We start from the raw sequence: 12,956 nt of genomic DNA, 5'->3' as shown, positions 1-12,956 counted from the left end.
TGCTGATTACTTAAATGTAAGCGCATTCCTGAATGGGTTTGCATTTTTATCACGTTCAGCCAATGGTGCTATTCCCCATCTATGTTCTATAAAGGAAAGAATGCTTACAGTTTCATATTGGGTATGATCTACAATGCCCTTTTTGGCAAATGGCCCAATAATAATTGCAGGAATACGGCTTCCTGGACCCCATCTGTCTATAACCGGTGGATTTACATGATCAAAAAAGCCACCAAATTCATCGTAAGTTAATATAACCAAAGCATCTTTAGCATTGGGCCCATCTAATACTGCATTGATTAGATTTACGGCAAGTTGCTCTGATGAATATACAGCAGAACCTCCGGGATGCTCGTCATTTCCTCCACCTGGTTTTACAAATGAAACGCTCGGAAGGTTACCTTCTTTTGCAGCTTTAATGAAATCATTTTGATCCTTCATGTGCTTTCTGCCCTCTGTTCCGGCTTCATATTTTGCAAAATACAAGAAAGGCTCATGATTGTAAGCAAAGTTATTTTTCCTTCCTGCAACGGCATCATCCCATCCCTCTGAATACCATGCCCAGGATATATTTTTTTCACTTAGCTTATCCCCAATTGTTGGCATAGTTTGCGATGGTAATAATTTCGAAGTATCTGATTTGGCTGGGTAAGGTGTATTGCGCGAAAGAATATGATTAACAACATAGCCGTCAGAAGTAACCACACCGTCCTCAGTCATTTTGCCATTAGCATCTACTTTAGCTACCAATGATTGCGGAGCATTAGGCCAAACCGGTACGGCAGCAGAAATCAGATAAACATGGTTAAAATAGGAGCCTCCATAAACACTCTGAAAAAAGTTGTCGCACAACGTATATTTTTGAGCTATCGGATATAGAGGTAATTTCTTAGTATTATAGTAACCCATTGCTAATCCTTTAGAATCATTATATGCCGCAAACTTATCCATCTTTCCTCCGTTAATCTGTAACTGGTTATGAAAAAATCGGTGGGTAACATCAGGTGTTGCCTTATCCGATGGAACATATTGATCTATATTAAAAAGCTCATTTGGCAGGTTGGTTGGGAAGGAGTTGTTTCTCGGAATCTCCGGAAGGTACTTATAAGGTGCTCCATCTTTGTCAACTTGTACAAAGTTTCCTTTTTTAGCATTTTCAATTCCATTTGCTCCTTTAAACTCTCCATAAAGATTATCGAAGCTGTGGTTTTCCATATAAATAACAACTACATGGTTAATCTGCTTTATATCCTGATCAAATGAAGCGTTCTGATTTTGCACTTTTTTGTTGATTCCACAACCACTAATTGCAACAATAATAAGAAACAGATAAAAAAATCTATGTAAATACATTTCGTTTTCTTTTAAGATTCGATTAAAATGAATGTAAGTCTGGTTCACTTAGTTTCCATTTATAGTACAAACATATGATATTATATTTTGTTACAAAGTCATCAGGTTCCAACTGATTGCAATTGCCTGTAACTTATTGTTGACAATGTCTCGCAGGTCTGTGTTCCTATACAACCTGAGTTAAACTCCTGTATAGTTCGAGTGTTAGTGTTGCATTTAATAAACTTCAACCGGAGCAGGAGTAAAGCCTTACTAGAGAAATATTCTCTAATCTTACTAAAGTAAGTAGGTTGTAATTGTATCTTTTATTTCTGCGGGTAAGGTTATTCCGGTATGGTTATTCAATTGGTGTTGTCCAGAATTGAATTTCTCAATGTAAGTAGCTGTTTCAGCATTAAATTTTAGATAACCCTGCTCAAAGAAGCGTTCCTGCACTTCACCAGAAGAATCCATCGAACGAAAAGTTAAGGAATGAACCTGTTTTGTTGTTTTGTCCAGAAACAACCAGCGGAATTTTTCTGCTATATCTGCATTATCAGGCAAATCAGATCTTTTGATCTCCAATATGCAATGCGCAGCATTTTCCAGGTAATAAAGACAAGTAAAAGCAGGTTTCATGTGTATAGAAAATAGATGTTCGGCGAAAATAGAAAAAATGATTGAATTTGACCTACATTTTTTATTAGCTAATTTACTGTTTACCCCATTTTTCCTGAAGGAAATCAATAGTTCCGCTAATCATTTCCTTAAGTATTTCTGTATTGATATCTGCCAGTTTTTTTACATAAATGCAGCCCTTTCCCATCGTAAATTTCCCAAGCTGTTCTAATAATTCTTTCTGCCCTGGGGCAGCACTGTAAACATATAAAGAGATGGCTGCTTTTCTTGGTGAGAACCCAACTAAAGGCCAGTCACCTTCCTGTTTGCTTCTTTCAGATTTATAATGATATAAGCCAAAACCGATGATTGTTGGCCCCCACATTTTTGGCTCGTAACCGGTATGTGCTTTCATAAGTTCCAGCAGTTCAAATCCGTCCTTTTTTTTTTGTGGTGTAGCCGCAAAGGCATTGATGAAATCTTCAACGCTTTCCGTTGTTTGGGTGGTTTTAATGGTCATGTTGAACTTGTTTTTGCTCCTGGTTATATTTAAATATGCAAAAAAAATGTAGGGTTTGGTACATGTTTTATATTTTGCACCAGTTTTAAGTATAATCTGTATATCCCATTCTGTTAATGACTAATAATGCTCTGGCCACCAAACCACACTACCCTATATTAGACGGCCTTCGCGGTATCGCAGCTATAATTGTTGTAACATTTCATCTGGCCGAACCGTTTTCAACAAGTAACTTAGATAAATTCGTTAATCATGGTTACCTCGCTGTCGATTTTTTCTTTTTGTTGTCGGGTTTCGTGATTGGCTATGCTTACGATGACCGCTGGCCTAAAACTACTGCTAGCAGTTTTTTTAAACGCCGTATTATACGTCTGCAACCAATGGTGATTTTAGGGATGACCCTTGGCGCTATAGGATTCTATTTTACAGATTCTACGCTTTGGCCACTCATTCACACTGTTCCTGTCTGGAAGATGCTTCTTGTAATGCTGATCGGTTATACAATCTTACCTATACCATTGTCGCTTGATATACGTGGCTGGCAAGAAATGCATCCCATGAATAGTGTAGGGTGGTCACTGTTCTTTGAATATATTGCTAACATTCTTTATGCTGTCTGGATTAGGAAGTTTTCCAAAACTGCATTAGGCATTTTAGTAGGGATGTCTGCTATTGCATTAGCACACCTCGCTATCTCAAACGGCGATGTTAGTGGTGGCTGGACATTGAATGTAGAACAGGTCCGTATAGGGCTAACACGTGTTATGTATCCTTTTTTTGCGGGGCTGTTGCTTTCAAGAATAGCCAAGCCTACCAGAATTAAAAATGCCTTTTTATGGTGTAGCCTTTTAGTAGCTATTGTACTTTATATGCCCCGTATTGGCGGTGCTGAGCAGGTTTGGATGAATGGTATTTACGACTCTGTTTGCATTATCATCATCTTTCCGCTCATTGTATACATTGGTGCCAGTGGTGTGATGCAAAGTCAAAGAGAGAACAAGGTTTGCAAATTCTTAGGTGAAATATCCTATCCGCTTTATCTGGTACATTACCCAATTGTCTATTTTTACGTCGCCTGGATTAGTAATAACAAAGGCCTAACTATTACACAAGCCTTGCCTTATGCTTTACTTATCTTAATTGGCAGCATTATTTTGGCTTATACAGCACTGAAATGGTATGATGAACCGGTTCGTAAATGGTTGCAGAAGAGGTTTAAGTAAGTAGTGTTGGTTACTATTTATATCGTTATTATCCCATTTTTTACAGCATAAATAACCAGGCCTGCAACGTTTTTAGAACCTATTTTTTCGAATAATCTGGTGCGATAACCTTCAACCGTGCGGACGCTTAGGAATAACTTATCAGCTATTTCCGTATTGCTGCATTCTTCACAAATAAGTTTAAGCACTTCGATCTCACGCTCGTTGAGTTTCGCATCTTTTTGATGCAATCTATGCATAAAATTTACACCCAAAAGCTCTTTTGCCATGGTTATGGATAGGTTGTCGTTAAAATAAAAGCCTTTGGCCTGCACAGTTATAATAGCATCCAGTATTTCTTCAGGTTCTGCATTTTTTAAAAGATATCCGGAAGCTCCCAAACGCATCGCATCTAGAATATACTTATCCTCGTTGTGCATAGAGAGCATCAGTATTTTAATGTCCGGAAAATGCTGATGAATATATGCTGTAGCCTGCATTCCATCCATTTCTGGCATTTTAATATCCATTAAAATAACATCAGGTTGATTATTGGCAATTTGATCAATTAAATCTTTACCGTTTGTTGCCTCTATAATTAAATTTAATTGGGTACAATCCTCTAAAGTGAATTTTAGACCTTCACGGAAAATTTTATGATCGTCAGCGATAGCTAAATTTATTGAGGACATAAGTTAAAGATAGGAGGGAATAAGTTAATTATCAAGGTTATTAATGTTTAAAGTAATGGTAGTTTGTGTGCCTTTTCCAGCTACGGAATTTGTCTTAATGTCGGCTTTTATTAATTGCGATCGGCTTTGCAAATTCTTTAAACCAAAACCATGTATAATAGCATCTTTATTAAAGCCAATGCCATTGTCTTTAAAGTTTAGGCAAATTAATTCTGCCTCTTTGGTTAATGAAATATGAATTTCGGTTGCCTTTGCATGTTTTATAGCATTGCCAAATAACTCCTGCACCATACGGTAAAGTGTAATTTCTATTTCAGGCTTAAAGCGTTCGCCGTTTAAATTTTGACTGTAATTTACCTGCATGCCTGTATTTTGCTGCACATAATTGCATAAGTCTTTAAGGCCATCTGTAAGCCCAAAATCGATTAAAACGGTGGGCAAAACATTGTGGATAATGTTGCGTATTTCCTGTATACATTCATCTGTTAATTTGCGGGTACTTGCCAACAGGGTTGATGCATTTTCGACATTGCCGGATAGTTTATCAATGCGGTGCAGGTTTAATTTAATGGCTGATAATACCTGGCCTACACTATCGTGTAAATCAACCGATAAGCGTTTACGCTCGCTTTCCTGTGTTTCAAAAACGGCCTGCAGGAAACTGTTTTGAGCTTCGGCCTGCATTTTACGCTTTTCTTCCTGGTATTTTAGCATTTTTCGTTGGTAAAGAATTACAAACAAAAACAAAAATACCAGCAGTAAAACTACTACAAGCGTACCAATAATGAGTACATCGGTTATATCGTTTTCTGTGGTTTGCAAAATAGGGCAATCGCAAATAAAAGGTTAGCTATTATATTAATTATAGAGTGAATGGTCCAAAAATTTGAAGATAGCGACCCAAGTGACCTCATAAGCATGAATAGAAAAATATTGATGCTGCAGTACGATAAAACCCCAGCACTTATCCAAAACATGGGCTGCTTTTCTAAACGAACAATCTCTGCCTGATCAAGCAGCTGCCAGAAGTATAACAAGGATAATAAGATTAAGGTTACGCTTAGAATTGTGTTTCCGATAGAAGGAAATTTTAATAAACCTTCTATAAAAAATGCATTAACAAAAATTAGTACTCCCGTTATTACCGAAACAGCGATTGATACTCTTTTCAGGGCCAATTTATTAAATGCCTGAAAGTACATTAACGCGTAAAATAAAATGCTTACCAATAGAAATAAATGAATTAAGGGTGCATTGTTGGCACGCCCTCCACTGGTAATTAAAGTTATGTTAAGGTGCCTCACCAAAAGCAAACCAAGATCGAACAAGCCTGAAATTATAAAAAAAACAGCGGCAATTTTTTGCACTTTATTTAAGTGCTTATAGTTAAGTATTGCCGCTGCTATGGGCAAAATTGCCGACACGCTTGATAAGTTTTGCAAAAGGAGCTGCGGAGACATCGTTAATTCTTTAACTTATTTATCTGGTCAGTTGATTTTCCGGACAGCCTGCTCCTCCGGGGCATGGCGAAGCTTGTTCAGCTATAGTGCGAGCTGCTGCTGCTTTAAAAGACATGGCTACCATTACTTTATCCTGATTTTCTGAAACCTCTGTTGGCACTTTTTCAGGTATTTGATCTATACCATCTTTATCGCTACCTACCAAAATCAGGTGCTTTACGCCATATGCACCAACAATCCAACGTAAAAAATTGCTTATAGTAACAAAAATACGCTGAATCCAATTCAGCCTTACTTCGTTGGCATAATAGATACGGATGCCAAGACACTCAGGTTGATCAAGGATTTGTTGTAGAATCTGATTGCCAAAAAAATGTGAAATCGTTTCATTTGGATTCATGATACGATAATTCTTCGTCCAGGCGGCGGCAATCTTTAATTCAATAGGATCGCCTTCGGTACCATCAATCGGGTGTTGTCTTTTTTGAGTTTCCATTTTATAGATTCGTTTAGTATGGTTTACTAAAATTAAATATTATTAACTGTTTTTCAAGTCTTTAGTGACTTTAAATGGCCGTTTTTTAATAATTGCGTAAAAGCCACATCGCCTATACGTACTACCACGCATGCAAAAACCGTGTAGGCTACCTTGTACAGCATCTGCATTCATCTGAACTTTAATTTATCAAAAAAAGCAAATCTAAAGGTACGCTCAAAAGAACCTTTAATAGCGAAATAGATATTAAGAAGTGCGCTCCAAAATTCGCTCAGCAGGCTACACTAAGGTAACAGCTGTAAGACTGAGTGTTTTTTATCTCCTTCTGAAAAAAATGAAGAAAGTTTAACTAAAATAATCAAAACTATGTACATCTCTATGCAAGGCAATTGGACCATACGTGTTACGGCCAAAAATGCAACCTTTAAACAACAGTTTGTAGTACAAGGTGCTACAAGCGGAAACGGCACTTATCAGGCTACAGTCGGTGCGGCCGATGTAGTAGTAACCGGTGCCATGTGGACCCTTAATATCCAGAACAATCCGGGTACGGGTTTTCAAAATTCTGATGCCAGAATTAAATTCCCAACCAGGGTGGGCGGCAATTATCAGTTTCAAATTGAATCTAACGATGGGGGAGGTGATCTGGATTTTGATGATCTGGTGCTTACCTGTTTTACACCGGCTGGTTATCAGGATTATTTAGCCTATGGCCATGTAAGTACTTATAGCGGGCTTTGTCTTTATAATCCGTGTTACCGCAGTCATTTTGTTATTGATAATAACCATGCTTTTCAAAAAGCATTGCAAAATCCAAGAATACGCGAAATAATTGAAAAACATTATCCTGAACGGATTCCTCCTACTATTGTAAACCCAAATCCGCCAGATCCGGGACCCTTTAAACCGCTCATGATCAATTTAACTGACGACAGGCAAATACCTAACCAAGTGGCCGATTTATTCCGTTTCGAAAACGATGAAAAGGCCAATGATACCAGAGGAGCCGGTTTAAAAAGTACTGAGAGTATTGCGGTGGCCAGAACACTGAAATATTCTAAAACCATACAGTTAGATGCCAAAGCAAATAACATTGCCAACCTTGTTCGTCGTGATATGATTGGTGTTTTTGATAATGCACGTTTTGGTTGCAATGTTTCTGATGGTAAAAACATCAGTTTGAACTTTGAAGAATATGACCGTACTGCTGCCGAGAAAGCAGGGAACCCTTACACCGGTACCGGTGAGCGAAGAAATTTAGGCTTTGCCATTACCGATATGAACGGAAACTATATATTCCATTACAAACATACACTTACCGATTTTTTTGATGAATTGTTTACAGATTACGGCACTGGCGAAGATGTTGCCGCACAAGTGTTGCCAGATCTGATTGTAAGCATCCCGGGATCAACCGTTGGTGCACCTGTTTTATATGAAAGTCCGTGCTACTTTAATGTAAGCAGAATTAAACGCATTGATATTTGCATTCCGGCATCGGTTATACCTAAACCTTTTAATTGCTTTAACGGCAATATGATTGGTGCTTTAGGCAATGTAATTATAGGTGGTAATCAAAATAGTTCTGCAAGCTTTGCTTTTGGTGCTATGGATAGAAATTCTGCTGCTTTACTGAATCATTTGCATGCCGATGGCCGAATTAGCAGCCATAATGTTTTGTCGGGTCTGAATATAGATTGCGCAGCATGGGCCGGTACAGTGGATGTAAAAGGCTGTTTGTATGATACGCAGAGGAAACCTACCGATCCGATAATTTCTTATTATACCATTAGGTATAGCAAAAATCCTGCGGAGCCTTTCAATAGCTGGAACTATGTAGCTGAATCTTACATGGGATATTTGTTTCAGGGCATAGGGTTAGATCTATTGCCGAAACTAATAGGTTCTTACGATACTATCCCACTAAAGGTTGATGGAGGACCGGCAATTAAAGTACCTTATTACTTAAACGTAGAGGCTCAAATTGAGGCCGGTATACCTTGGATACCATACGATAAAAACCGCTTGATTAAATTAAATACAGCAATTTATCAGGGCACTGCCCCCGGAACGGTTTATTTTCGCATGGATGGTTATGATGCAGCTGGAAATCATATAGCGGGAGCTACCGATATGATAGCTTTGTTTATTGACAATAATTACCTTGGTTTTAGTTTGGATGATGTGTGGTTTGATGCCGATGGGGTAAACATTGTAAAAGCCGAATGTAATTTATACCGCATAAAAGAGGCTTATTTAAATACTCCGCTAAATGTGACTTTTAAAGCTTGCGAGACCCATCCAAATTCGGTATTCCAGGATCATTATGATCTTACAATAGGGAAATGTGGTACTTCTGCAGGTTTTGAAGTAAAACGACTAGGTAGTTCAGTACCAGAGCCAGGCATTTTACATGGTGATAATCCGGCTAATAATGATGCCAATAGCTGTCCGGGATATAGAGGTACAGCTGATGTAAGCAAATTTGGAGACTCAAATGCACACCAAATTACCTTTGTTCCATTGCCGGTTCCTACTGGGAAATGGCTAGAGCCTAACGAAAGCTATGCAACTGTTTCTATTGGCTTATGGGCATCAAAAAGAACAACCAATGGTTATGGGGCAGGTGCAAATGCCGGTAACTATGTTGTAAGTGCTGGTGTTGCGATTGAACGTTTACCATAAACACAAAATAATGACAGCCTATTTATTTCTGATTTCTGTACTTTCCGTTTGGCGTGTTACCCACTTAATACAAGCAGAAGATGGCCCCTTTGATCTGATTTATAAACTAAGAAAACTTGCAGGCAAAAGCTTTTTTGGTTCATTAATGGATTGCTTCCTTTGCTTGTCTATGTGGGTAGCACTACCGGTAGGAATTTATTTCGGAAATAATTGGATGGAAAAAATATTATTGACGCTGTCATTTTCGGCAGCGTCAATTTTCCTGGAACAAATAATTATGAAAAAATCTAATCACCCTTAAAAACTAAAACTATGAACTGCTGCGGACAAAAAAGACAAAGCTTACAATTTACTTCTGCTAATGATATTTCTGTAAATGAAACAGAAAGCAAAAATAATCAGACTATAAGAGAACAAAAACCTGTGTATTTTAAGTATACCAGCAACAACGAGCTGCAGGTAAAAGGACTTTTTGATATGATCTACACATTTTCAGAACATAGGCGTCAGTTGCTGGTACATCCTGATGATGTTTCTGTAATGAGGGGATATTCTGATTTAATAGAAGTAAGGGTTTAATCCTATTTATTTGGTGCGCCAACCATAATTAAAATTGAAATGCTCTTAGTTTTTGCTGATTAATTCCAACCAGAAGCATATTATTTACGGTAAGGCCACTTCTTACATCACCCTTTAACTTAAGACCACTTTGCAGCTCAGGAACGTATTTAAAGGCACCCTTTCCATTACCTTTTAACAGCACCCCATGGTTTGCATCGTATTTGCCAAAGCGGATACGTGATTGATTAATATTACCGCATAATAACAGGTCTTTATTGCCATCTCTGTCATAATCAAGGCTGATGATTGTGTACACAGGAGCAAATTGAGCCTGTAGCGGTAATTGTTTCTCTTTGAATCGGCCGTCGCTGGTACCTTCAAAATATGCTGTTTTAAGATAATTGGCTTTTAATACTTTTGCATCTTTAAGCTCTTCTTCTGTAAAAACTTCTTTCAAACCTGCCTCTGCATAGCTTTTGTAGTTAGGGAAGCGTGTACGCATGATATTTATCTGATCAAGCATCTCATCACGACTCAGGTATGGATAACTTTTGCCCATAATGTAAAAACACAGGATTGGATCAATAGCTCCGTTGTTATCAAAGTCTTTATATACCAGCTCTGCCGGCTCCTGGTCGCTTACTCTACACTGGCTATTGAGCCCCATATTTCCCAGTACAAGATCAGGTCTGCCATCTTTATTAAGATCTTCTACTTTTAAGGTATTCCACCAGCCACTGTATTGCTTATCAAAATATTTATCTGTTCTTTTTTTGAGTTTATTGCCATTATTAATGAATACGGTAATTGGTATCCAGTCGCCTATTACAATGAGATCCTGTTTTTTGTCGTTATCCAGATCAAGAACTGCAGCATCTGTAACCATACCAATATACTCCAGATCTGGAGCCATTTTTCTGATCTGATCAGTAAAATGGCCTTTTCCATCGTTTATTAACAGGAAGCTCTTTGGTGTTTCCGGATACTTTGAGGGGATGACACGACTACCCACAAATAGGTCTGGTTTACCATCATTGTTGAAATCACCCACTCTTGCACAACTCTTGCTCTCATACATTTTGGGAAGTGAACTGATTGATTTAGTAAAATCACCCTTGCCATCATTGAGATATAGTCTGTCCTGAAATAATGGATCATTATCTTTAAAGTTTCCATATCCACCACTTACAACATACAGGTCAACATGGCCGTCACCATTGGCATCAAAGAATATGGCATCTGTGTCTTCACTTGCCGCATCAGCTATAAATGGCTGCTGATTTTTAATGAATTGTCCGTTTTTCTGCTGAATGAATAAAGCCCCGGCCTGATTGACGTCTCCACCTACAAATACATCTTCCAAACCATCTCCGTTAACATCTCCCTTGGTCATGCATGGCCCAGAGAAAGACAAGGCATTTACCAGCTGGGGTTGACGCTTATAATCATTAATGTCATTTTTGACCTGTGCAGATGCGATTGGCGAAGGTATCTCGGTAAATAATGGTTTAGGTGGTTTTTGCCTTTGGTACTTGTCTTTGGCATCATTTTCTTTAACAACCAGTTGTTTGTCGGCAGTAACATTTTTTAGCACCTGTTGTTTTCCGCTAAGCCAAACAATTCTTACAGAATCGATCGTTTTTTCTTTACCTAAACCGAAATGGAGATTTTGAGATACGCTGGATAAATAGCCTTTTGATGGCATCTGCTCTATGCACTGTTGCTTTCCTTTATTAAATATAGTTACGATGGTACCCAGACCGTCGGTATTTTTACCCGAGCCCTGCAACTTTATTTTTAGGTAATGCCTAGATGCGTTGCCCTGGTTTTGATATATGAAAGCAGCTTTGTTGATGTTGTTGACTATCAGATCAAGATCTCCATCATTGTCCAGATCGCTATATGCTGCACCATTGCTGTTCGAAGCTATATTTACACCCCAGTCAAACCCTTTATTGGTAAAGGTAAAGCCACCATTATTTTTATAGATATAATTCTTTACATTGGAAGAAGGGACTTTCTTAAGCATAGAGATTAAGTTTTTTGCTTCTACCTGACCATTCAGACTTCTCATGTATTGCTCATTGTATTTGAGTACGTCCATATTCGTGAAATCACGCATAAAACCGTTGGTTATGAAAAGATCCTTCCAGCCATCATTGTCATAATCAGCAAATAAGGGTGCCCAACTCCAGTCAGTATTAGAGATACCGGCCAGTTGGCCAACTTCACTAAAAGTACCATTGCCATTATTGATATGTAGCATATTTCGTCCGTATTGATAATAAAAACCATTGCGCAGGTTGACATTAAATAATTCATAATTATCCAGTCCTGCCAATAATTTTTGACGTTTATTATCTTCGGGAAGCATATCGAGCGTAAATATATCCTGCAGACCATCGTTATTAACATCTGCAAGGTTATTGCCCATAGAGAATAAAGAAATTTGATCCAGGTTGTTCTGCAACTTGTCTGTAAAAGTTCCATCTCCATTGTTAATGTACATACGATCAGGAATGGCATAATCATTAGATAGGTATATGTCTGGCCATCCATCGCCATTAATATCGGCTACGCCTCCGCCCAGGCCATAGGAAAGCGTGGACATGCTTAACCCGGCTTTTTTAGTTACATCCTTGAAATGTCCATTGTCATTTCTTAAGAGTTTAGAGCTGGCCAAAGGATCATCTTGCTTTTTTAACTCATTTATCATGTAGTCGTCCAGATTGCTAAGTACTTGAACATTGTCGTTTATGAGAAAGAGGTCCAGATCACCATCACGGTCATAATCAAAAAAGATAGATTGCGTTGAATATGCCGGATCTGCCAACCCATAAGCTTCTGCATCTTCCTTAAAAACAGGTATACCATTTTTGTCTGATCCCTGGTTAATAAAGAGTTGATTTTTTGTTTCCAGACCAGATTCCCTGCCAGCATAACATACATAAATATCAAGATAACCATCACCATTAACATCAACCATATTAACTCCGGTTTTCCATCCCGGGATTCTTCCGCCTACTCCTGCTTTTTCAGTAATGTCGATAAAGTTCATCTTGCCCTTGTTGAGATAGAGTTTGTTTCCTTTTATATTACCTGAAAAGTAAATATCATCTAATCCGTCATTATTGAGGTCGCCTACAGCAACGCCGCCACCGCTGTAAAAACCCTGATAGAAACCCTTAACACTATTATCAAACTCTTCTTTGATCACGTTGTTGAACATGATATTGGTACTGGAAGAATCAAGCAGAGTGAAAAGCGGGTTTTCAGCAACCATCATCGCATTTTCTTTTTTAGATCCAGTACAGGAAAACAGAAAAAAAAGGCATAATGCCCCAAAGTAGAGTTTTGCCATAAGAATTTTATTTGGTTAGTTGGTTTGGT

12 protein-coding genes are annotated in these 12,956 nt (G+C 38.2%); 4 read left to right on the top strand and 8 right to left on the bottom strand.

Features of this window, described 5'->3' with window-relative positions; translation table 11 throughout:
* Window positions 1-6 precede the first annotated feature (6 nt).
* From CPT03_RS09795 to CPT03_RS09785, 3 genes are all read right to left on the bottom strand, one after another.
* The gene (locus tag CPT03_RS09795; RefSeq protein ID WP_099438684.1) at window positions 7-1,353 is read right to left on the bottom strand and encodes an alkaline phosphatase family protein; all 1,347 of its coding nucleotides are present in this window, start codon (window positions 1,351-1,353) and stop codon (window positions 7-9) included.
* Between the two features lie 276 nt (window positions 1,354-1,629).
* Window positions 1,630-1,971 carry a hypothetical protein gene (locus tag CPT03_RS09790; RefSeq protein WP_099438683.1) on the bottom strand — a complete coding sequence of 114 codons (342 nt, stop codon included), beginning with the start codon at window positions 1,969-1,971 and terminating at the stop codon, window positions 1,630-1,632.
* A 73-nt stretch (window positions 1,972-2,044) separates the two neighbouring features.
* Window positions 2,045-2,470 (bottom strand): DUF1801 domain-containing protein, encoded by a 426-nt coding sequence (locus CPT03_RS09785; protein WP_099438682.1) that lies wholly within the window; start codon window positions 2,468-2,470, stop codon window positions 2,045-2,047.
* Window positions 2,471-2,586: 116 nt separating this feature from the next.
* Between CPT03_RS09785 and CPT03_RS09780 the strand changes: the two genes are divergently transcribed.
* A complete protein-coding gene (locus CPT03_RS09780; protein WP_099438681.1) occupies window positions 2,587-3,693 on the top strand; it encodes an acyltransferase family protein in 1,107 nt (368 codons plus the stop codon).
* A gap of 17 nt (window positions 3,694-3,710) precedes the next feature.
* Here the strand turns inward: CPT03_RS09780 and CPT03_RS09775 are convergent, their stop codons facing one another.
* The 4 genes from CPT03_RS09775 to CPT03_RS09760 all read right to left on the bottom strand — a co-directional run bounded on the left by CPT03_RS09775 (window position 3,711) and on the right by CPT03_RS09760 (window position 6,320).
* Window positions 3,711-4,364 carry a response regulator transcription factor gene (locus tag CPT03_RS09775; protein ID WP_099438680.1) on the bottom strand — a complete coding sequence of 218 codons (654 nt, stop codon included), beginning with the start codon at window positions 4,362-4,364 and terminating at the stop codon, window positions 3,711-3,713.
* A gap of 24 nt (window positions 4,365-4,388) precedes the next feature.
* On the bottom strand, window positions 4,389-5,078 hold the full coding sequence (locus CPT03_RS09770; RefSeq protein ID WP_172954161.1) for a sensor histidine kinase: 690 nt from the start codon (window positions 5,076-5,078) through the stop codon (window positions 4,389-4,391).
* A gap of 83 nt (window positions 5,079-5,161) precedes the next feature.
* Window positions 5,162-5,824, bottom strand: coding sequence for a hypothetical protein (locus CPT03_RS09765; protein WP_157766398.1), 663 nt, complete (start codon window positions 5,822-5,824; stop codon window positions 5,162-5,164).
* A 19-nt stretch (window positions 5,825-5,843) separates the two neighbouring features.
* Window positions 5,844-6,320 carry a hypothetical protein gene (locus CPT03_RS09760; RefSeq protein WP_099438677.1) on the bottom strand — a complete coding sequence of 159 codons (477 nt, stop codon included), beginning with the start codon at window positions 6,318-6,320 and terminating at the stop codon, window positions 5,844-5,846.
* A gap of 366 nt (window positions 6,321-6,686) precedes the next feature.
* Between CPT03_RS09760 and CPT03_RS09755 the strand changes: the two genes are divergently transcribed.
* Genes CPT03_RS09755 through CPT03_RS09745 form a run of 3 tightly spaced genes read left to right on the top strand, consistent with a single transcriptional unit; the run spans window position 6,687 to window position 9,584 of the window.
* Window positions 6,687-9,005, top strand: a complete 2,319-nt coding sequence (locus CPT03_RS09755; RefSeq protein WP_157766397.1) for a hypothetical protein — start codon at window positions 6,687-6,689, stop codon at window positions 9,003-9,005.
* Between the two features lie 10 nt (window positions 9,006-9,015).
* Complete coding sequence (locus tag CPT03_RS09750; protein WP_099438675.1) at window positions 9,016-9,306, top strand: DUF1360 domain-containing protein; 291 nt, start codon at window positions 9,016-9,018, stop codon at window positions 9,304-9,306.
* Between the two features lie 11 nt (window positions 9,307-9,317).
* Window positions 9,318-9,584: a hypothetical protein gene (locus CPT03_RS09745; protein WP_099438674.1), complete on the top strand. Its 267-nt coding sequence runs from the start codon at window positions 9,318-9,320 to the stop codon at window positions 9,582-9,584.
* 28 nt (window positions 9,585-9,612) lie between these two features.
* Here the strand turns inward: CPT03_RS09745 and CPT03_RS09740 are convergent, their stop codons facing one another.
* Window positions 9,613-12,927 carry a VCBS repeat-containing protein gene (locus CPT03_RS09740; protein WP_099438673.1) on the bottom strand — a complete coding sequence of 1,105 codons (3,315 nt, stop codon included), beginning with the start codon at window positions 12,925-12,927 and terminating at the stop codon, window positions 9,613-9,615.
* Window positions 12,928-12,956 lie beyond the last annotated feature (29 nt).

Origin of the sequence: Pedobacter ginsengisoli (assembly GCF_002736205.1) — a bacterium.
GTDB classification, from domain to species: domain Bacteria; phylum Bacteroidota; class Bacteroidia; order Sphingobacteriales; family Sphingobacteriaceae; genus Pedobacter; species Pedobacter ginsengisoli_A.
The sequence above is the reverse complement of the archived record's forward strand: the minus strand, read 5'-3'. Positions and strand labels throughout refer to the sequence as shown.

Bases quoted from the DNA above. Each gene is read 5' to 3' on its own strand.
- CPT03_RS09780 (WP_099438681.1), top strand. From the start codon at position 2,587: ATGACTAATAATGCTCTGGCCACCAAACCACACTACCCTATATTAGAC.
- CPT03_RS09755 (WP_157766397.1), top strand. From the start codon at position 6,687: ATGTACATCTCTATGCAAGGCAATTGGACCATACGTGTTACGGCCAAA.
- CPT03_RS09785 (WP_099438682.1), bottom strand. From the start codon at position 2,470: ATGACCATTAAAACCACCCAAACAACGGAAAGCGTTGAAGATTTCATC.
- CPT03_RS09740 (WP_099438673.1), bottom strand. From the start codon at position 12,927: ATGGCAAAACTCTACTTTGGGGCATTATGCCTTTTTTTTCTGTTTTCC.
- CPT03_RS09745 (WP_099438674.1), top strand. From the start codon at position 9,318: ATGAACTGCTGCGGACAAAAAAGACAAAGCTTACAATTTACTTCTGCT.
- CPT03_RS09760 (WP_099438677.1), bottom strand. From the start codon at position 6,320: ATGGAAACTCAAAAAAGACAACACCCGATTGATGGTACCGAAGGCGAT.
- CPT03_RS09765 (WP_157766398.1), bottom strand. From the start codon at position 5,824: ATGTCTCCGCAGCTCCTTTTGCAAAACTTATCAAGCGTGTCGGCAATT.
- CPT03_RS09770 (WP_172954161.1), bottom strand. From the start codon at position 5,078: ATGCTAAAATACCAGGAAGAAAAGCGTAAAATGCAGGCCGAAGCTCAA.
- CPT03_RS09775 (WP_099438680.1), bottom strand. From the start codon at position 4,364: ATGTCCTCAATAAATTTAGCTATCGCTGACGATCATAAAATTTTCCGT.
- CPT03_RS09790 (WP_099438683.1), bottom strand. From the start codon at position 1,971: ATGAAACCTGCTTTTACTTGTCTTTATTACCTGGAAAATGCTGCGCAT.
- CPT03_RS09750 (WP_099438675.1), top strand. From the start codon at position 9,016: ATGACAGCCTATTTATTTCTGATTTCTGTACTTTCCGTTTGGCGTGTT.
- CPT03_RS09795 (WP_099438684.1), bottom strand. From the start codon at position 1,353: ATGTATTTACATAGATTTTTTTATCTGTTTCTTATTATTGTTGCAATT.